General features: G+C 64.3%; 1 protein-coding gene (cut by a window edge). It reads left to right on the top strand.

Going from position 1 to position 23580, the window contains the following annotated elements:
- Window positions 1-23481 carry the 3' portion of an autotransporter-associated beta strand repeat-containing protein gene (locus tag ACILSQ_RS14580; RefSeq protein ID WP_395744373.1) on the top strand. The gene continues 12639 nt to the left of window position 1, outside the view, so 23481 of the gene's 36120 nt are visible here — the last part of the coding sequence; the start codon falls outside the window, past its left edge; its stop codon occupies window positions 23479-23481.
- Window positions 23482-23580: the final 99 nt, after the last annotated feature.

Below are 23580 nucleotides of genomic sequence, written 5' to 3'. Positions count from 1 at the left end.
AGCGGCGTTCTCACCGCCGGCGGCACCACCACCGTCAATTCGGGAGCGGTTCTCACCGTGGACAACAGCGCCAGCAGTGGAACCACCACGCATCTGGGCAACCGCCCCGTCACCCTGAGCGGGGGTGCGCTGAACATCCTCGGCAGCGCCACTGCCACCGCGGAAACAATCAACACGGCTTCGACCGCGCTGACCATCAATGCGGGCGCCTCCACCATCACTCTGACCGGAGTCACGGCGCTGACGAACGTCGGGCTTGCGCGCGGCACGGGAGGCACGGCGCTGTTTACGGGCGCCAATTTGGGCACTGCCGCGGCAGGGACCGGCAGCAATGTCATCTTCAGCGGCGGCGTCACGGCGACGGCTGGCTCCGGTGCAGTCGGTTCTGTCACCCGTGGCATTCTCTCCTGGGCCATCGTCTCTCCGGATGGCGGCAGCACGTACAGCTTTGCGGCGACGAACAACGCCACAACCAATGGCCTGCAGGCCCTGGCGGCCAATGAACATGCCGACAACACCCTCGCCACGGCGAGCAGCAACGTCTATTTCACCACCGGCACCACCACCGCCAGCTCGGGGCCCATCACCTTGAACTCCCTCACCTTCACCGGCGGTTCGCTTGCCATCAATGCGGGCAGCCGGGTGCTCATTGACAGCGGCGGCATCCTTGCCACCGCCAGCGGCAGCATCAACGGCTCCGGCCGCCTGCTGACCACCAATGGCTTCGGCCGTGAGCTGATCGTCCACGTCATGGGCGGCTCCACCACGCTGACCATCAATCCCTCCATCTATCTGTCCGGCGGCGGCCTGACGAAGGCTGGCACCGGCACCCTGGAGCTGGCCGCGGCGGAAACCTATCTGGGCCAGACCACCATCAATGCCGGCGTGCTGAAGCTCAGCGGCGGCGCGCAGACCCTGTTCTCTCCGTTCACCACCATTCCCACGGCAGGCGCCCTGGGGTCGGGCCCTACCTCGCAGGTGTTCCAGATCAATGCGGGCGCGGGCACGGCCTTCACGCTCAGCTCCACCACGGCCAACAGCAGCCAGACCGTCACCGTGGGCAGCACTTCCGGACTCGCCGTCGGCATGTCCGTTTCGGGTGGAAACATCCCCGCAGGAGCCTACATCACCCGCATCATCGACGGGACCTCGTTCCTCATTTCGCAGGCGACGACCAGCAGCGGTGGCGGCAGCTCCACCCTCACCTACGGCGCCATGAACGCCGGAGTGCTGGACCTCAATGGCAACAACCAGTCCGTGGGTGTCTTCAACAGCGCGGGCACGCTTCCCGGCACCGGCGGCATGGTGCTGAACTCCTCCGCCACCGCGGCCACCTTCCGTGTCGGCATGAATGCCAGCGGCACCTTTGCCGGCACCATCACGGACAACTCCGCCGTCACCACCACCGGCAAGCTCAACTTTGTGCGCGACAGCGGCAACACCCTCACGCTCACCAACGCCAACACCTACGCCGGCACCACCACTCTGCAGGGCGGCGTCACCCTGCTTCAGGACGCGGGCACTTTGCAGAACACCTCCGGCATCACCCTGCGCCGCGGGGTGCTCATCTGGGATGACAATGCGGGCATGCAGGCCCTCAGCACCCGCCTGGCCTCCAATGTGCCGCTGACCATGGATGGCGGCGCCTTCGTGTTCCGCTCACGCTCCGGCACCAACGGCACGGCCCAGGTCGGCACGGTGACCCTGGACACCGGCGCCTCGCTCCTCCTCGTCACTCCCAACAGCGGCACCGCCACACTGACGATCGACTCCGTCACCCGCACCGCCAACAGCGGCGCTGCCGTCACCTTCAGCAGCACCGGAGCCGTGGGCGACAACGGCCGCATCATCATTACGAATGCTCCCACGCTGACCAACGGCATCATCGGCGCCTGGGCCACGGCGATCGGGATCGACCCCGTCGCGGGCGGCGGCACCACTGCCGAATTTGCCACCTATGACCCGGCCACCGGCGTCCGCCTTGCCGGCACTTACAGCACCGCCCTGGTGGCAGGTGCGTTTGGCAGCGCGCTGCAAAACACCAACGTCCGCCAGTCCGGCAACATCACCCTCGGCGCCAACGGCCTGAAGGTGAACACGCTCACCATGGCGGGCACGGTCGCATTGACCTTCGCCGACAGCACCGATGTTCTGTCGCTCACCGCGGGCGGTATCCTCACGGGGCTGGACAACAGCGCAAAAAGCATCGGCACCACGGCTGTCCGCGGCAGAATCACGGCAGGAACGGGGGTGAGCGAGCTTTTCATCCATGTGGGCCAGAACGTGCTCACTATTAACTCCACGATCATCGACAACAACAACCCGCTGAACGTGGTGCTGGATGGTCTGAGCCAGGTGGCCTTCACGAACTCAGTCGCTCCAGCCATCACCCTGACAGGAGCCAACACCTACACCGGCACCACCTTTGTCAATGGCGTCATTGTCAACCTCAACAGCTCCAGCGGTCCGGCCATCGCGGGCAATCTCGTCATCTCCGGCGGCAACAACAACGGCACGGATGCCTCCCCCATCGGCAACGCCTCGGTCACCTTCCAGCAGAGCAACCAGATCGCGACGACCTCCGCTGTCACGATCAACGGCGGCGCGCAGTTGAACCTGAACGGCTTCAACAACACCATCGCCAGCCTGAGCTTCACCAATGACGGCGGCTCCAATGCCAACGCCGGCCCCGCCGTCGTCACCGGCACCGGCACCCTTGCGGTGGTGGCCGCCCAGCCGCTGACCGCCATCACCACGGCGGGCTCCAGCACCCTGGTCTTCAATGTGGCTCCAGGCGCCATCATTGCCAACGGCACCCCCGTTGTGGGCTTCGGCATCCCAGATGGCACCGTCATCACCGGACACACCTCCGGCACCAGCTACATGCTCAACAACGCTGCCACCGTGACCGGCAGCATCAGCGTTCCGGTGAGCGCCACCACCACCTCGGGCTCCAGCACGCTGACCTTTGCCATCGCTCCGGGCGGCGGCACGCTGGCTCCCGGTACTCCGGTCAGCGGCCTGGGCATCGCGCCAGGGACCTACATTGTGAGCGGCTCCGGCTCCACCTACACGCTGTCTCAGAACGCCGTGTCCACCAGCAGCGGCAGTCTCGTGGTGGGCGGCGTCATTTCCTCCTCCAATCTGGCCAACGCCAACAGCATTCCGGTGCTCAATGGTTTCCTCGACGGCAGCGCCGGCGTGAATCTCAACGTCGCCGCGTCCACCGTGCTGCCGGGCCAGATCGGCCTGGCGTTCAATTCCGCGATGAACTCGGGCTTCATCATCAAGACCGGCGCCGGCGTGCTCGGCATCGGCGGGCAGAGCTTCTACAGCGGCATCACCAACGTCGTTGAAGGCACCCTGGCCTTCGGTCAGAACGGCGCCTTCATCGGCAACTCCCAGGTCGTTCTTGCCAGTGGCACCACGCTTGACGCGCGCGGCCTGGCCGGCATCACCGGCCTCGTGGTGGGTTCGGGCACCATCACCAACTACAGTCTGAACGCCGCCGGCAATCTGGTGACGGGCTATGACAACTCCAGCGGCACCTTCTCCGGCACCTTCACCAGCCCGTTCGTCAACGGCCTGCTGAACGTGACCAAGATCGGCACCGGGACCTGGACACTGACTGGCGACAGCACCGCCGGGGCAGCGGCATCCGTCTCGAACGTGCTCACTCTTAATCAAGGCACCACGGTGCTCAGCGGCACTGGCAGGGTGAACTTCCGCAACACCACCCTCAATGCCGGCGGCGTGCTGACCATTGACAACTCCAGCACCAACCTGGCCAACCGTATGGGCAGCGCCGCCGATGGTACGGCCGGCCAGTACACGGACTTCAGCACCCTGGCCACCAACCGGGCTACCGTCCTGCAGGGCGGCTCCATCAATGTCATCGGCTCCAGTGCCGGCGCCTTGTCGGAAAACCTGGGGGCCGTCACCATCCAGAACGGCGCCAGCACACTGACCATCACTCCGGGTTCCGGAGGGTCGAATATCCTGAACGTCAGAAGCATCAACAACATCGCCAACAGCGGCGCGCTGGGCGGCACTCTCCTGCTGCGCGGCCTCTCGCTCGGGAGCACGGCCGGAGCCAATGTGGCCAATCTGACCACGGTGGCCACCGCTGTGCAGCTCATCGGCTCCGGCACCACGAACAATGGAACCACCAAAAATCTCGGCATCCGTCCCGACATCATTGGAGATGTCAGCCTGACCGGCAGCGGCACAGGATTCGTCACCTACATTGGCAGCAGCAACAACACGACCTCAACGAACGGCACCGGCTTCCGCCTGCTGGCCGCCGGGGAGCTGGACGGCACCCTGGGCACACAGCCTGTCCTGCCCGGCTTTACCGCTGCCAACACTGGCAACAACGTCTCTTTGACGTCCCTTAACACCATGACGGTGAACTCCACCATCAACAGCCTGGTCCTGCAGAACCACGCCGGCATCTTCTACTCGGGCGGCACGCTTCCCAGCACCGTCAATGCGGCGGGCACCTTGTACAATGCCAGCGGCGCCCTGCACACCCTCACAGTCACCAGCGGCGGCATCCTGGCTCTGGCTGGCAATGCCGGCATCAAGGGCGGTGTCATCACCACGGGCACGACCAACCAGCTCATCTTCCACACCATCGGGGATCTCGCGCTCGGCAGCTACATCAGCGGCACCTCCAACCAGGGCATGGTCAAGTCCGGCAGCGGCCAGTTGAGCCTGGACCGCGCCAGCCTGATGGCCGGCACGACGACGGTGAACGCCGGCACGCTGGTTCTCAACTCCGGCTCCAGCAACACGCTGCTCGTCACCACCACCGCCACGACCGCCACGCTCTACGATCTTCGCGTCAACGGCGGCACGGTGGACCTGAGCGGCAGCAGCCAGATGGTGGGCGCCCTGACCAGCAATGTAACGGCAAACATCGGCGGCACGACCACGGCGCTCCCGAACTCCGGCGGCACCATCACCAACACCGGCGCCAGCGCGGTGAATTTCTACACCAGCAGCAACACCAACCCCACCACGTTTGGCGGCACCATCACCAACACTGGCGGCGCGCTCTCCTTCTACAAGGCGGGAACCGGAAATTTCATCATCACCAGCGCCCAGAGCTACACCGGCAGCACGAACGTCCTCGGCGGCACCCTCACTCTGCGTGACGAAGGCGCCCTGACCCAGACCAGCGCCATCAATGTGAAGTATGCCACCCTGACCCTGGACAACCAGGGCCTGGCGGACAACTCCTCCCGTCTTCCTTCGGCAGCCACGCTCAGCCTGAGCGGCGGCGCGCTCATCATCAATGCACGCCAGGCCATCGACACCCAGACCATCGGAACCCTCGGCCTGGTCCAAGGCTCCTCCTCTCTGACGATCAGTGAGTTTGGCAGTGCCACCTCGGGCGCCTACGCGCTGACCCTTGGCAACATCTCCCGCACGGCCGCCAACGGTGGAGTGATCAATTTTGCCTCTGGCTCAGGCCTGACCTTCGGCGGCACCACCAACACCCCCACCGCCGGCGCCCAGCCGCAGATCTTCATCGGCCAGATCAATGGCGTCACCTTCAACCAGGCCAGCCTCGTCAACGGCATCATCGGCGGCTGGGCCGTCGTCAACGGCAACGAATTCGCCTCCTACAAGGACACCCTCGGCATCAGCGTCCTGGGGAACACCGGCGCGGGTTATCCCGGCTATGCCAGCTCAAACCTGGCCGCCGCCACCGCCACGCAGAATGTCAATGACGGCTCCTCCCGCAACCTGACCACCAACATCACCGCGAACTCCTACCGCACCAGCGGCGCCGTCACCAACACGCTTGGCGGCATCAACACGCCGGTCACGCTGACCCTGGGCACCGGTGGTCTGCTCACCAACGTCGGTGGAGTGGTCAACTTCAACAGCGCCGCCGTGGGCTCCGCCATCACCTCCGGCAGCACGGATCTTTTTGTCTGGATCAATCAGAACACCACCAACATCAACACCAAGATCACCGGAAACATCGGCCTGGTGAAGTCAGGCGGCGGCACCCTCGTGCTGGGCGCCGCGGCTTCTCTCGCCACCAACACCACCAGCGGCAGCGCGGTGGTGACGGTGGGCAGCACCAACGGCCTCCAGGTGGGCCAGACGGTGACCGGAACAGGCATCGGCACAAACGCCACCATCCTCTCCATTGACAGCCCCACGCAGATCACCCTCTCCGCCACCAGCACCGTCACCGGCACCGCCACGGTGAACTACTCGCTGGCGGCCACGGGCATCAGCTGGCTGACCGTTGGCTCCGGCGCCACCACGATCAGCACCAAGACGGTCACCCTGGCCAGCACGGCGGGCCTTGTGGTCGGAATGCCCGTGGTCGGAACCGGCATCGCCGCCGGCACCACGATCGCCAGCATTGATTCCGCCAACCAGATCACGCTTTCGCAAAACGCCACCGCCTCCAACACGAATCTGACCCTCGGCTTCAACCAGGGCGCCAACGCCTACACTGGCATCTTGAACGACTACACCGGCGCCACCGTCGTCAATCAGGGCACCCTGACCCTCTCCACCGGAGTTTCCGGCACGACCCTGATTCCGGGTGACCTCGTCATCAATGGCGGCGCGGTGAACTTTGCGAACACCAACATCGGGCAGATCGCCTCCAGCAGCAACATCACCATCACCGGTACCGGCACCTTCACGCTGCCAAACTACACCGGCACGACCACCAACACCTTTGCCAGCCTCACCCTGAACGGCACCGGCGGCAACACCGCGCCCATCTTCTCCTTCGGCACCCCCACGGGGTCCAGCACCGTCGTGCTCACCGCCGCCAATGCGATCACCGTGGTCAATGACAACCTGGCCGCCACTCCCACCATCAGCACCGGCGCGGCCGGCCTCAGCGTGCTGAACTTGAGCAACAACAACCCGGTCATCAACGTCTCGGGCCTGTCTCCGGAAGGCTTGATCATCAACGTGCCGCTCAACTACACCGGCACCGGCGGGCAGATCACCAAGACGGGCAACGGTTCGCTCGTCTTCAGCGGCGGCACGGCCAACATCCTCACCAATGGTCTGCGCATCAGCGGCGGCACGGTGATCTTTGACAACACTGCTGCCAATGCCTACGGCACCGGCACCATCACGCTGGATGACGGCGTCACCATCATGGCCGGCACTGCCGTCAGGACCATTTCGAACGCCTTCACTGTCAATGGCGGCTTCACCTTCGGCGGCAATCCCAACGGCGGCGCCCCCACCGTGAACAACCTGGTTTTGAACAACACGATGACCCTGTCATCCGGAATCTCCCACACCATCACGGTCACCAGCCCGCTGGTCACGGCTACCATCAGCGGCAAGCTCACCGGCGGCAGTGGTCTGGTGAAAGCAGGCGCCGGCACGCTGGTGATCTCCAACAACACCAACGACTACGGCGGCTCCACCACGGTCAGTGGCGGCCTGCTCAAGCTCGGAGCCGCCAATGTCATCACAGACACTTCTGGCGTGGTGGTGGCTGGCTCGGCGGTGTTTGACGTGGCTGGCTTTGCCGAAACCGTCGGTTCTCTTTCCGGCAACGGTCTCATCACCAACTCGGGCGGCACAGTGACGTTCACCATTGGCGCCGACGGCACGAACACCACATTTGGCGGCGTCCTCACCAACGCCACCAGCGCGCTGTCCTTGATCAAGACGGGCGCGGGCATCCAGGCCTTCACCGGATTGAACTCCTATCAGGGCAAGACCACCATTCAGAACGGGGCCATCAGCGTCACCTCCCTCAAGAACACCAGCACCGCCAGCGGTCTTGGCGCTCCCACCACCGCGTCCAACGGCACGGTGGATCTCGGATCGGGCGCGCTGACTGCCGGCCTGATTTACCTCGGCTCCGGCGATTCGACCAACCGTGTCATCAATCTCGCCGGCACCACCGGCGGCGGCTATCTGGAGTCCTCCGGCGCCGGCGCCATTGTCTTCACCACCGCCTTCACCGCAGGCGGCGCGGGCAGCAAGACCCTCACCCTCCAGGGCACCAACACCGCGGAAAACACCATCGGCGCCGCCATCATCAACAACAGCACCACCAATCTCACCTCGCTGGTCAAGAACGGCGCGGGCACCTGGGTGCTCTCCGGAGCGAATACCTACACCGGCTCCACCACCGTCAACGCCGGTACCCTGATCCTGCGCCGTGCCACGGCCGGGACCTCGAACAACACCGCCATCACGGTGAACAGCACCGCCACCCTGCGCGTGGACGGCAACTACACCGCCGGCAACACCAGCGGCACAGGCGCCACGATGACGATGAACGCGGGCTCCAGCTTCACCATGAGCGGAGACGGCGCCATCAACACCTTCAGCCTGGTGCAGGGCAGCGCCACCACCGGCCTTGCAATCGGCGGAGGCAGCCTGGCCTTTGATATTGGCGGCACCACCACCGCGGTTGACAAGATCGCGGTCAGCAAGGGCCTCTCCCTCACCGGTGCCGCCGGCGGCATCCGCATCAGCATCAATGCGCTGACCGGAACCAACAGCATCACCGCCAGCCCCACGACGGGTTATGATCTGATCACCTACACCGGCAGCATCGCGGACGGCACCAAACTCGCCCTGGCCACGCCCTTCCTGCTGCTGAACCCCACCACCGCCTACAGCCTCTCGCTCAAAACCGATGTGAGCGGCAAGATCTCCCTCCTCGTCGCCAACCAGACGGTGAACACCCTCTACTGGAAGGGCGGCACCAGCAACGCCTGGAACAACGTGGCCAACTGGGCGACCGATGCCGGCGGCACTCCTGCGAGCGGCATTCCTGACAATGTGGACACGGTGAACTTCACCGCAAACAGCGCCGGCAACCTCTCCACCACACTCGGTCAGAACATCTTCGTCGGCACGATCAATTTCACCGGCGGCTCCACCACGGCGGCCACCAGCAGCGTGACGATTGGCGGCGCCTTCAACCTGACGATCTACGGCTCGCTCAATGTCGCCGCCGATTCCGCCGCGCACACCATCAGCGCCCCTGTCGTGCTGGGCGCCAGCCAGGCCTGGACAATCAATAACAGCGCCAGCAACGCCTTCACCGCCAGCGGCGTCATCAGCGACAACGGCAACAACTTCTCCCTGACCAAGGCCGGCACCGGCACCCTGAACCTGACCAACACCGCCAACACCTATGGCGGCGCCACCATCATCAATGCAGGCGTGCTCAATGCCGGCACCCTGGCGGATGGCGGCTTCGCCAGCAGCATCGGCGCCTCCTCCGCCAATGCCGCGAACCTGGTTCTCTCCGGCGGTACCTTCCAGTACACCGGCAGTGCCAATGCCTCCACGGACCGTCTGTTCACCCTCCTGTCCGCAGGCGGCACTCTTGACTCCTCCGGCACCGGCACCCTGACCTTCAGCAGCACGGGTCGCATGGAGCAGACGGACGTCACACTTCAAGTTACCGTGACGAATTCGACCTTCACCCTGGACACGAATCCGGCGTCTGACACCTACAACACTTATGTCCTGACAGGTCCGAACTACGACATCACCGGCATCGACACCACAGGACTGGCTCCGGGAACACACATTGCTGGCCCCGGCATCCCTGCAGGCGCCATCATCACAGCCGTCGATGCCGCCCATAACAAGATCACCATCGACAAGGCGATCAACTATGACGATGACGGCGACTCCACCACCGCACCGCCGGCCAGTGTGACCGAGTCCCTGGCCTTTGGCAACGCACGCACCCTGACCCTCACCGGTACCAACGCACTGGCCAACACCCTTAACGCGCTCCTGTCTGACACGAACGGCGGCGCACCGCTCAGCCTCGTCAAAACGGGCACGGGCAACTGGGTGCTCGGCGGCGCCAACACCTTCACCGGAACGGTGAGCATTCAGAATGGCTCCCTCACGGTTTCCAGCCTCAACAGTGTCAATGGCGGCACGCCGCTCCTCGCCAGCAGCAGCCTGGGCGCTCCCACCACCATTGCAGGCGGCACCATCTCCCTGGGCAGCACCACGACGACCGGCACTCTCATCTACACCGGCACGGGTGAACAGACCGACCGCGTCTTCAATCTCGCTGGCACGACCGGCGGCGGCACGATTGTCTCCTCGGGCACGGGAGCGCTGGTGATCACCAGTGATCTGACCGTCACTGGAGCGGGCAGCAAGACCCTGACCCTTTCCGGCGCCAGCACGGCATCCAATGAATTTGCCGGTATCATCAAGAACTATGACGGCAGCAATCTGACCTCGCTGGTGAAGGACGGCGCCGGCACCTGGGTCCTCTCCGGTGCGAACACCTACGGCGGCACCACGAGCATCTATGATGGCATTCTGAGCGTCAGCTCCCTTAACAGTGTCAACGGCGGTACGCCGCTCCTCACCAGCAGCAGCCTGGGGGCCCCGACCACCTCGACAAACGGCACGATTGTGCTCGGCAACGCGGCCACGACGGGCACGCTGCTCTACACCGGAGCTGGCGAAACCACCGACCGTATCTTCAGCCTGGGCGGCACCACCGGCGGCGGCACCATCCTGTCTTCCGGCACCGGGGCGCTGACCTTCACCGGCGCGTTCAACTCCACGGGTGCCGGCGTCGGCACCAAGACGCTGACCCTGGGCGGCTCTTACGCCGACACTGCGAACCGCATCAATGGCGTCATCAGCGACAACACCTCTGCCAATCCGACTTCGGTGGTGAAGGCTGCGGACGCCAGCTCCTGGATCCTCGCCGCCACAAACACCTACACGGGCAGTACCACCGTCAACGGTGGCATGCTCCAGGTCGGTGTCAGTGGTGTGGGCCAGACGGGCACCGGAGCCACGACCATCAATTCCGGCGCGACTCTGGCGGGTTCGGGCCTCATCAATGGCACGGCCTCTGTCACCAATCACGTCATCAACAGCGGCGCCATTCTCACCCCGGGCGACTCCGGCGGCGCCAGCATCGGCACGCTGACCTTCAATGGCAATCTGCAGCTCGCCACGGGCTCCATCGCCAGCTTCCAGGTGGGCGCCGTCACCGGCAATGACAGCGGCATCCTGGCACACCTTCTCGGGGGCGATTATGACAGCGTGGGCGGCTACCGCGACCTGAGCACCACCATCGCCGTTTGGAACAACTACCTGCCCACCTCCGGCCAGAACGACTTCATCAACGTCAATGGCACGATCCTGCTCGGCCAGGCAACCATCAACATTTTGGACAACGGCTTTGTGGCCAACGCCAAGCTGGGTGACGTGCTGAATCTGGGCAACTGGCTGGCCGTGGATGGCAGCTCCACCTTCAATGCCGGCACCAACTACCGCACCGGCGGCACCGGCGGCGGCAACCTCAACCTCCCCACCCTCAATGGCGGCCTGGTTTACGACATCAGCAAGTTCCTGACCGATGGCATCATCGTCATCATCACCACTCCTCCGGTCATCCCGGTCAAGGCCAGCTACTACAACCTTGTGGGCGGCGGCTCGTGGAATCTCGCCACCAACTGGAAGCCCGCGGCCGCCCCGAATGGCTCCGGCAGCATCGCTGTCTTCACTTCCAACCTCAGCTCCAATGCCATCGTCACCCTCGACGGCGACAAAACCGTTGGCAAGGTCATCATCGGCGACCAGAACAACACCAACTTCTTCACCCTCGCCCAGGGCACCGGCGGCAGCCTGGTGTTTGACAACGGTGAGTATGGCCGCGCCCTGCTGAGCAAGGTGCTTTCCAACAGCGGTACGGTGGCCGTGGACGTGGTCGCCGCTCCGGTGCTCCTCGACTCCGGGCTGAACATCAATGTGAACTCCGGCGGGGCCGCCGGTCGTCTGGACATCAGCGGCGCCATCTCCCAGAACACCGCTGGTCTGGGGGTCACCATCATGGGGTCCGGCCGTGTCACGTTCAGCGGCACCACGGCAAACACCTACACTGGTGACACGCGCGTTTTCAACCGCGGCTTTGGTGATGCCACCAACGCCCAGCTCGTGCTCGCCAAGGGCCAGTCCATCAACGGTGGCAGCGCCGACTTCACCACCACTGGCAGCAGCAGCCTCGTCACTGTCTCCGGAGACCGCACCGCCGACATCTACGCCGGCATGTCCATCAATGGAGTGGCTGCCATTCCTGCCGGAGCCGTCATCAACAGCGTCATTTACAATTCCGCGCTGAACCGCACCGAGATCACGCTCTCCACCAGCGCCACGGCGGGTGGCACCACCACCGCCACCTTCGGCGCCTTTGGCTCCCTGGCCTTCAACAGCACCGCCGGCAGCGCCACGCTGACCGTCACTGGCAACATGACCAACCGCCTCGTCGTCGGCATGCCTCTGGGCGGCAATCCGAACCTCCCGGCGGGTGCTCTGGTGGGCGCCGTCAGCTACAATGCCGCGAACAACACCACGTCGGTCACCATGTACTCGAACATCACCGGTTCCGGGGTGGGCGCCACCGCCACCGCCTCCGGCGTCGCCACCACGTACGGCAGCTTTGCCACCACCACCAATGGCAGCACCACCGTCACGGTCGGAACCACCGCGGGCTTCTACCCCGGCATGCCGGTCACTGGCAATCCCAACATTCCCGCGGGTGCGGTGGTGGTCTCGGTCACCAGCGCCACGCAGTTTGTGATTTCGAAGGCCGCCACGGCCACGGCCACCGCCGTCACCACCATCTTTGGCTCCACCGTCTCCAATGGCGCCATCGCCGGAAACCTCATCATCGGCAACATGAGCCAGGGGGGCCTGGGCAATGCTGTGGTCGCTCTCGGCGCCAGCAATCAGATCGCCGACACCGCTCTGATCCGCTTTGATTCCGGCGTCGGCACCGCCGCCACCGGCAACAGCGGCAACAACTCCTACTTCAAGCTCATGGGCTATGATGAAACGGTGCGCGCCATCTCCGACTACACCGCGAGCGGCGTCATTGAAAACACCGAAGGCGAGGCCAATCCGTATGACAGCACGCTCACGCTCAACACCAGCGGCTTCAACAGCTTTAACGGCTTCCTGCGCAACCGCGCGAACAACAACGGCACCGGCATCCTCAACCTGGTGGTCTCCGGCTCCGGCACCCAGGTTCTCGCCCTGGGCAACATCAACTATACCGGCTCCACGACCATCAACAGCGGCGCCACTCTCGTGCTGGACTCCACCACCAGCTTCAACAGCATCATCGCCAACAGCGGCACGCTGGGCCTGCGCAGCTCCGGCACCACCTTCAACTTTGCCGAAGTGGTCACCGGCACGGGCACCGGCGTCCGCGATGGCGGCGGCGGCACGCTGAGCATCACCACGCCGAACCAGCAGGCCACCTGGACCTCCGGCAGCACCATCGTGACCGTGGGCTCCACCGCGGGCCTCTCCGTCGGCATGACCGTCAGCGGCACCGGCATCCGGTCGGGCACCACCATTGCCAGCATCCTCAACAGCACGCAGTACACCCTCAGTGTGGCCCCCACCGCCAGCGCCACGCTCACCAATCTGAATTACAACGGTCTGCTGCAGAAAACGGGCGGCGCCACGGTCAACAGCACCACGCTCACTGTGGCAGACACCACCGGTCTGACCGTCGGCATGGCCGTTTCAGGACCTGGCATTCCCAATGGTTCTGTGATCCGCAGCATCACCGACTCCACGCACATTGTCATCTCCACGGTCGCCACCGCCACCAACAGCGGCCAGTTCTTCGCCTTTGGCACCCTGGTTAACTTTGGCGGCGGCTTCACCGTCCTGGACGGCACGAACAACACCAGCAGCGTCACAAACTTCAGCGCTCCCGTGACTGTGGGCGGCAATGGCTTCTCCATCCGCGGCCTGGAAAGCCTCGTCACGGTGAACTGGACCCAGGCGGTGAACGTCATTGCCGGCGGCCTGCACCTCAAGGGCACCGGGGACAACACCATCAACGGTGCGGTGCTCAACATCCAGTCCGCCAGCTCGGTGAACGGAGTGGTGGACATCGCGGGTGCGGACGTCCGCATCAACGGCGCCAACGGCTCCCTCACGGGGGTGACGGCCATCAATCTCTCTGGCAGCGGCAACACCGCCAGCACCAACAGCCTGCCGGGTCTGAACATCCTCAACCGCGCCACCGTCGTGAACAGCGTTCTCGACCTCAGCGCCAGCCTGGCCGACCGCCTGCCGGACACTGCCGCCGTCAACATGAACGCAGGCCGCCTGCTGCTCATCGGCCAGGGAGACAGCTCCAACACCGGGGCGGTCTTCTCCGAAACCCTCGGAGCCCTGAGCTTCAAGGGTGGCTCCAACTTCATCGGCAGCTTCATGTCCTTTGCTTCGGGCAATACGCTCACCTTCTCCAGCTTTGCCGGCCGTTCCGCGGGCGCCACAGTGCTGTTTGACTCCATGAACGGCGGCTCTGACACCGGCGGCACCATTAAAATCAACGGCACCGGCATCGCCAATGATTCCGCGGGCATCCTGGGTGGCTGGGCAGTGCGCACCTACAGCCCCCTTGGAACGGTGATCTATGAGTGGGCCACCCTGGGGGCCAGCAACCTGATTCTGGCTCTGGGCACCTACAACGGGTCTGCCATCAGCGGCTGGAACAACGCCTCGCTCAACATCAAGATGCTGGGCGCAAACCAGACTTCCGCCACCAACACCAACTACACCATCCACACCCTCAACATTCAGGACACCACCGCCAGGACCCTCACCATTGCCAGCGGCAGCGTTCTGACCCTTGATGCTGGCGGCCTGCTCTCCAGCCGTGCCAATCACGTCATCGCCGGCCCGGGCGCCATCACCGCTGGTGCGGGCGGCAATGGTTACTACGAGCTGTTCTTCCAGACGCCGACCAACCAGCTCACCGTCAATGCCATCGTGGCCGACAATGGCTCTCACGCGGTTTCGTTGGTGAAGTCCGGTTCTTCCACGCTGATCCTCAACCCGCTTGCCGCCAAGACCACCACCTATGCCGTGGGCAACAACGTCGTCACCGTCACCGCCGGTGGCACGGCTGATCTGCGGGTGGGCGCCACGGTCACCGGATCGGGCATCCCGGCCGGCACCACCGTCACCGCCATCAATGGCAACAGCGTCACGCTTTCCGCCGCTCCCACCGTCACCGGCACCAATGTGTCGCTGACCTACGGCGTGGTGAACACCTACACCGGCAAAACCATTTTGAACGAAGGCGTCCTGCAGATCACCCGCGAGTCCGACCTGGGCGCCAATCCGGGCACTTTCGTGGCCGACCAGCTCTACCTCAATGGCGGTCGTCTGCTGGTGAACGACACCATGTCCTTTGACGACACCAACCGCGGCATCACCATCGGCGCCACGGACGGTCTCATCTCTGTCTCTGACAACCGCAAGCTCACCATGGGCACGGCCAACACCATCGATGGCAGGTTGGGCCGCCTCATCTTCGTCACCGACGCCACCCATGAAGGGGTGCTCGAAATCGGCGGAAACAACGACCTCACCGGCGGCCTGGAAACCAACGGCACCACCACCACCGGCGTGGCCACCCTGGCCTCCAGCTACACCAATGGCGGCACCACCATCAAGCTGTCCCCCGGCCTGGTGGACGCTCTCGAAGTCGGCGCCACTGTCACCGGCCAGACCATCACTCTTCCAGACGGCAGCACCACCACCACCAGCTATGGCATCCAGGCCGGCACGGTCATCGTCGCCATCGACAAGGACACGGACACCATCACCATCTCCAAGCCCGTCACCGCGGACGGCACCGGCATCAACGTCGAATACGGCGGCTTCAATGTGATGCGTCTCACCGGCGACAATGACATCGGCTTCATCCGCGTGCTGGGGTCCGCCATCGACCTGCGCGGCAACAACACCTTTGAGAGCGACATCTCCATCAACAACGGCACGCTCCTGCTGGGCTATCAGGGCACGGGCACCAACATCTTCAACGGCACCCTCACCATCAACTCCGGCTCGGTGGTGCTCAACAGCGACACCGCCCTGCAGAGCAGCACCGGCGCCGGCTACACCCTCAAGCTCCTGGGCGGCATCATGGACCTCAACGGCTACTCCACCACCGTCTCCAGCATCACCGGTGCCGGCACGCTGACCAACGAGGGCACCGGCGTTTCCGTCCTCACCATCAGTTCGGACGAAAGCTTCAACTTCAACGGCACCATTCGTGACGGCTTCTCCGGCACCGGCATCGTTTCTCTGGTCAAGACCGGCCAGGGCGTCCTCGGCTTCAATGGTGACAACGCCTACAGCGGCGCCACGGTCATCAACGGCGGCACGCTCAACGTCACCTCCATCGGCTTCTCCGGCTTCAACAGCGGCATCGGCAAGTCCTCCAATGACGCGGCCAACCTCGTGTTCAATGGCGGCGTGCTGCGTTACAACAACAACACCATCGCCTTCACCGACCGCTCCTTCACCCTCGGCACCGGTGAAAGTGCCGGCGCCCTGATCGCGGACGGCACCCGCCTCAACGCCACCCTGAACTGGGGCAACGACTTCTCTCCCGCAGTCGCCTTCACCGGCTCTGGCGACCGCACCCTCACCCTGGGCGGCTCCAATCGTGGCGACAACACCTTTGGTCTGGTTCTCGGCGATGGTGACGGCGGCCTCACCTCCCTGGCCAAGATCGGCAACGGCACCTGGGTCATCAACTCATCCGTCAACCGTGAGGGCATCACCACCGCGGGCACCAATGTGATCACCATGACCGACACCTCCCGCATCAGCGTGGGCCAGCAGGTCAGCGGAGACGGCATCCCGGTCGGCAGCACCGTTGTCAGCATCAATGCCAACCATAGCATCACCATCAGCACCAATGCGACCGCCAGCGGAGACATCTCGGTGTCCGTCCTTGGCAACAGCTACAGTGGTGAAACCGTGGTGCTGGCCGGCATCCTGGCCACCACTGTGGACGGCGGCTTTGGCGCGCAGGGTGGTGCGGGCGTCGTGATCGGCGGCGGCACCAATGGCAGCACCGTTCTGGGCAGTCTGAACGCCACGCTGGACCTCCGCAACGTGGCCTACACCACCATTGAGCAGATGTTCCTCTCCGGCGGCACGCTGGCCACCACCACCGGCAACAGCTCCTGGGCCGGGACCGTGACCGTCACCGCGAACTCCAACATTCTCGTCAATGCAGGGGCCACGCTGACCCTCACCGGCAACATTGCAGGCGCCGGCGCCATCACCCAGCTCGGGGAAGGCACGCTGGTCCTGACCGGCACCGCGGACCCCACCACGCGCAACAACGCCAGCAGCTCCGTGGTGCCCAGCTACACCCTTCAGGCGGGTACGCTGAAGCTCGATTACACCCTCAACCCAAACACCTCCAAGCTCGCTGACGTCGGCTCGCTCGTCCTCGGTGGCGGGCGTCTCGGCGGCACCATCGTGCTGGTCGGCGGCTCCCACGTTGAAATCGTTGCCGGCACGACCATCGCCGTGGGCAGCAACAACGTCAGCCGCACCAGCGGCAGCTCCATCCTGCGCATGAACGGCATCGGTGTTCAGGCCGGCGGCACGGTGAACTTCAGCACGTCCAACATCGCCAGCACCGACACCAACAATATCAACGGCATCCTCGGCGGCTGGGCCACCGTGGGCGGCACCGACTGGGCCATGAAGAGCCTGACCAATGACACTGGCGGCACCATCACCGCAACGGGCGCGGACGGCCTCATCGCCGCGTTCACCGCCTACCTCAACAGCAGCGCGAACAACGACTGGGCCCTCCCGACCACCGCGAACAACGGCGCGAACATGAACATCATCGCGCCCACCACGCAGAACAACACCACGCCAAACACCCTGCGCTTCAACACCCCGAACGCCAGCGCCGGAGACATGACGGTCACCCTCACCGGCACCAACACACTGCAGGCCAGCGGCATCCTGGTCACCCCCAACCTCGGCACGGACGTGGCTGTCATCGCCGGCCCCGGAACACTTACCGGCGGCGCTGGCGTGAACTCCGACCTGCGCATCTACCAGAACAACACGCAGGCTCCGCTGGAGATCTCCGCGATCATCGCCAACCTCTCTCCCGGCAGCCGCACCGCCACCGCCACCGGCACCAACACAGTCACTGTCAGCAGCGTGGCTGGGCTTGCACCGGGCCTCACCGTGACAGGTTCCGGAGTCGCCAGCGGCGCCACCATCAGCAGCATTGATGCCGTGAACAACACCATCACCCTCAGCGGCACCGTCAGCGCCGGCACTCCCACCCTGAGCTTCACCACGGTGGCCAACGGCCTGAGCAAGACCGGCGCGGGAGATCTCATCCTCTCCGGCCTCAACACCTACACCGGCGTCAACACCCTCAACCAGGGCGTGCTCACCGTGCGTCAGCTCTCCGTCGAAGGCTTCGCCTCCAGCGCCGTGCTCACCACCCAGAATGTGACCACCACCAAGCTGATCACCCTCGCAGGTACAGACACCACCAACGGCCTGACCTTTGGCCAGACGGTGACCGGCACCGGCCTGCCGCCCGTCGTCAACGTGAGCACCAGCACCACCTCCGGGTCCAATGTGGTCGTGGTCAGCAGCAGCACCGGTCTGGCCAACGGCCAGCCCGTCGTGGGCGCGGGCATCCCCGCCGGCGCGGTCATCACCGCCATCAACGGCAACAACGTGACCATCAGCGTGAACGCCACGGCCACCGCCTCCGGCTCCTCCATCAATTATGGCGGCGCCACCATCACCGCCATCAACAGCAACAAACAGGTCACGCTCTCCACCGGCGCCACCATCTCCGCCACCGAGAATCTCACCTACGGCCAGTTTACGGCTGCCAGCGGAAACATCAGCTCCACCACCGCCAACAACAGCGCCACCGTCACCGTCGCCAGCACGGCTGGGCTGACTCCAGGACAGGGCATTTCCGGCGCCAACATTCCCGTCGGCTCGGTCATTGTCACCATCATTGACGGCACCCGCTTCACCATCAGCAACACCGCCACGGGCGCCGGCACCAACGTCCTCGCCTACACGGATCCGACTTCGATCGTCAAGAGCGGCGTGGACCTCGCCTCCGTCACCACGAGCTCGGCCCGCCTTGTCCTGGCCAGCACCGTGGGCCTCACGCTGGGGCAGACCGTCAGCGGCACCGGCATTCCCTCTGGCTCCGTGATCATCCGCATCGTGGACGAGCACAACGTTGACATCAGCAATCCCGTCACCAGCACGGGCACGAACAACCTCACCTTCGGCGCTCCCACTGTGCTCGGCGCCACCCTCGCGGCCGCCACCACCAGCGGCAGCACGACTGTCACGTTTGCCTCTGCCGTCGCGGGTCTCGCGGTCGGCCAGCAGGTCACCGGCCCTGGCATCCCGGTGGGCACCACCATCGCCGCCATCCTCAGCAGCACCCAGATCGTTCTCTCCAATCCCGTCCTCTACACCGCGGCCTCCAGCTCGCTGGTCTTTGCCGGACCCGCCAGCAACCTGGGCGCCTCCAACAACGCCGCCGCAAACTTCATCCTCAACAATGGCACCTTCCAGTATAATGGACTCAGCGCAGTCTCCGACCGCGGCTTCACCATCAATGCTGACGGCACCTTTGACGTGGGCAACGCCTACACCCACCTCGTCCTGGCCGGCACCATCACGACTCCTGCCGCCGAGGAAAACTACCGCATCATCAAGCTCGGCGCCGGCATGCTGGAACTGCGCGGCACCCTCACCCCCAATGCCGGCAGCTACGGCATCAGCAATTTGATCGTCAACGACGGCACCCTGCGTCTCAACGCCACCTTCAATGATCAGTTCGTCCGCAACGACATCGGCGCCCTCACCGTGGGCGGCGGCGCTCTGGAACTCGTCGGCGCTCCTGACCGCTCCACCACCCAGAACATGATCGGCACCTTCAGCACGACCGAGGGCGCCTCCATGGTCAAGGTTTCCAACGTGACCGGCACCAATCTCGACACCACGCTCAACCTGCAGGACGTCGCCAACCCCTCCAAGGTGAACTTTGGCACCGGCAGCACCGTGCTCTTCGTGGAAGACCACAACGGTACCGGAGACGCCAACATCACCCTCGCCGGTCTTTTCGGCGTTGATGTGCAGGTCGTTCTGCCGCGTGTCACCTACCAGACTTCCATCGACATCAAAAACCCTGGCGTGAACTACTTCGCCTTTGTGGACTCCAATGGTTACAGCGTCGTCGCCTCCGACAACATTGCCATCGGCGGCGCCACCGCCCACACCATCGTGGGCAATCCCGCCAACTGGCAGGCCTACATGAACGTCATGGACGGCGCCCTGAGCTTTGACGCTTTCAGCGGCACCACCATTTCAAACGCCTCCGTCAACACGATCCGCTTCTTCAACAGCAGCATCGCCCGCGGAGCCACGTTCACTCCTGGCAGCGCCGTGGTCACGGTCGCCAGCACGACCGGCCTTCAGGTGGGCCAGGTGGTGCGCAGCACCAGTGATGTTTTGGACCCCTCCCTGACTTACACCATCCTGAGCATTGATGCCGCCAACAACCAGATCACGCTGAGCGGAAATTCGACCACCTCGACGGTCATCTCCACGGCCAGCATCTACGTGGACGCCACGAACTACAGCACCATCAACATCGCGGACACGCTCACCATCACTCAGGGCGCCATCCTGCAGACCACCCATGCCGGCAACCACATCAACTCCATCACCGGCGGCATTCTCACCAGCGGTCTGAACAACACTGACGGCATCACCGCCGATCTGATCATCCACAACTGGAATCCGTCGCGCTCGCTCACCATCTCCTCCGTCATTGCGGACAACACCGCCGCCGGAAGGGTGGTGAACCTGATCCAGACCGGAGACGGCACCACCGAGCTCACTGGCGCAAACACCTACACGGGCGTCACCTACATTCAGGGCGGCTCACTGCGGCTCGACTCCGCGCTGGCTCTCTCCCCGGTCAGCAACGTGCATCTGGAAGGCGGCGTCATCGGCGTTGGCTACGGCTCCACCTTCAACCGCTCCGTCGGCACCGGCGTGGCGCAGATCAACTGGGTGAGCAGCGGTGGTTTTGCCGGCTACTCCAACACCCTGGTCAGCTCCACCACCAGCGGCGGGTCCATCGTGTCGGTGGCTTCCACCGCGGGTCTGACGGTGGGCACGGTGGTCAGCGGTGCCGGCGTGCCTGACGGCACCACCATCGTGAGCATTGACCCTAATGGCACGGACTTCACCCTTTCCAACAACGCCACCCAGACCAACAGCAGTGCCGTCCTGACCTACACCACGGACCGCACGGTCAACCTCGGCGGAACCGGTGCCATGCTGGTCTGGGGAGACGGCGGTTTCGTCCCGGACAATGACTCCCTCATCCTCGGAGCCCAGGATGCGGACGCCACGCTGGTGTTTGTAAACGGCCTTGATCTCGGCCGCAAATCACGCCTCGTGGAGGTCGTCTCCGGCCGCGGCCCCTCCTCCTTGACAGATGCCCGCCTCACCGGCCTCATTCAGGGAGATGGCGGCAGCCTCATCAAAGGCGGACTCGGCACCCTCGAAATCACCAACACAGGCAACACCTACAGTGGCGGCACCTATCTGGCGGAAGGCACCTTGATCAGCGCCAGCAGCGCCGCGTTTGGCACGGGCGGCATTTTCGTGGGAACCACCAGCGACACCCGCACTCCAGATGAAACCCTGACCCTCGGCTTCACTCCTCCTGCGACGGACTCCGTTTCCAACAACATCACCTTCGGCTCCGCGAACTATGAGGGCGTCAGCGTCCTCTCGCTGGGCAGCAATGTGACCGCCGTTTCCGGCAACCTCGTGCTGGACCGCCCGGCTGGCGGCAATGTGCTGATTCAGACCAGCAATGCCTCCGATGTGGCTTCCGTCGGCAGCTCTCTCGGTGGCGTCACCCTCTCCGGGGTTGTCTCGGGTGGCGGCGGATTCACCGTGGCTGGTGGCGGCACCGTCATCCTGACCAACGGTTCAAACACCTATGGAACCAACACCGGCGTTTCTGGCGCGGCGATCGATGGTGCGACGATCATCCGTGACGGCATCCTCATTGTGGGCGCCAATGGAGCCCTTGGCGGCTCAACCGTCGAGCTTGGAGACACCGCCATCATGCTGACAAGCGTGACGGTGGCCACCAACGGCGCCTCGGTGCTTGGCGTGGACCGCAATGACGTCACCATCTCCGCGGACAATCTCGGTTCGCTGGGCGGGGCCTTTGTGGCCAACGGCGACGGCACCAGGGCTGGCAATGGCGACGCCGTCCCGGGACCCGGCGCCTTCTACAACATTGGCACCACCATTGACGGCCACACCTTCACCCTCGCGGATGTTGGCGCCCGCATTCTGGTGAAGGACGAGGCGGCCAATCAGGAACGCAACGGCATCTACCAGATCGTCCAGTTCAATGCCGACGGCACCATGAACATGGTCCGCGTGGCCGACTTCAGCACCACCGCCAACATGCTGCACGGCACCCAGGTGCAGGTGACGGACGGAACCTCGGCGAACAAGGTTTACTACATGGCTTCACAGAGCGTGGCCAGCGTCAACACCGCGGGCACGGACCCGGTCAACTGGCAGGTGGATTATACTGTGGGCGACATCACCCTGGCTGTTTTGCAGGTCACTGATCCTGCGATCACCACGATCACGCAGAACATCGATGTCAATGCCAACGCCAATCTGCTCACGGGCATCTATGCCGCCAACGCGATCACTTTCTCTGGCAATGTGACCCTGCAGAATGTCCAGCCCGGAGTGGTGGAAGGCCAGTATCTCGACATCGAATCCACGGCGACGGGTGCCGGCGCGGTCTTCTCGGGTGTCATCAGCGAGGCCGCCCCTGGGGAGGACGCTCTGGGAATCCAGATCAACAATCTGACGTTCGGCACTGGCAACGTCACCTTCTCCGGCGCCAACACCTACAGCGGTGGCACGGATGTCGTGGCAGGCACGCTCTTTGTGACCAACACCACGGGCTCCGGCACTGGCACTGGCAATGTGACCGTGGAGTCTGGCGCCACCCTGGCGGGCACGGGCATCATCGCCCCTGCGGCTGGCGGCAGTGTCACCATCAATGCGGGAGGAGCTCTCAGCGTGGGAGTGGCCGGAGCCAGCAGCGCCAGCCATCTCACCATCGGTATGCAGGACACCAGCACCTTCACGCTCTCGGGCACGCTTCAGTTGGATATATTCCCCAAGGTGAGCGGCGTCGCCCAGGCAGACCAGCTGGTGTTTACCAAAACGGGCACGCCGTCCATCACGATCAGCTCTGGTGCCACGCTGCAGGTGGGCACCGTCGGCGTCAACTCCTCCACCTTCGTGGCAGGGGATAAATGGCAGCTCATCGACTGGGCGGGCATCGCCCACACAGGCACCTTCACCTTCACCAATCTGAGCGGCAATTACACCACCGACTACACCGATCTGCCGGCACTCTCCGCCGGCCTGAAGTGGGACATCAGCGAGCTCTACACCACTGGCTACCTCATCGTGGCCGTGCCTGAACCTGGCCGCCTCATGCTGCTCATCTTCAGCCTGCTCGCGCTGGGCTGGCGCCGCCGCCGCCGCCAGACAGTTTAAGGGGGTATAGGAAGTGGCTTCAGGGAGGAGCCACCTATTTTCCAACAAACGGGCCTGTTTTTGGTCTGTAGTTACAAAATAAATACCTTGCTGTTTCTG

The sequence above is a fragment of the Prosthecobacter sp. genome (genome assembly GCF_044227185.1).
Lineage (GTDB): Bacteria > Verrucomicrobiota > Verrucomicrobiia > Verrucomicrobiales > Verrucomicrobiaceae > Prosthecobacter.
Note: the sequence above shows the minus strand (reverse complement) of the source record. Positions and strands in the feature narration are given on the sequence as shown.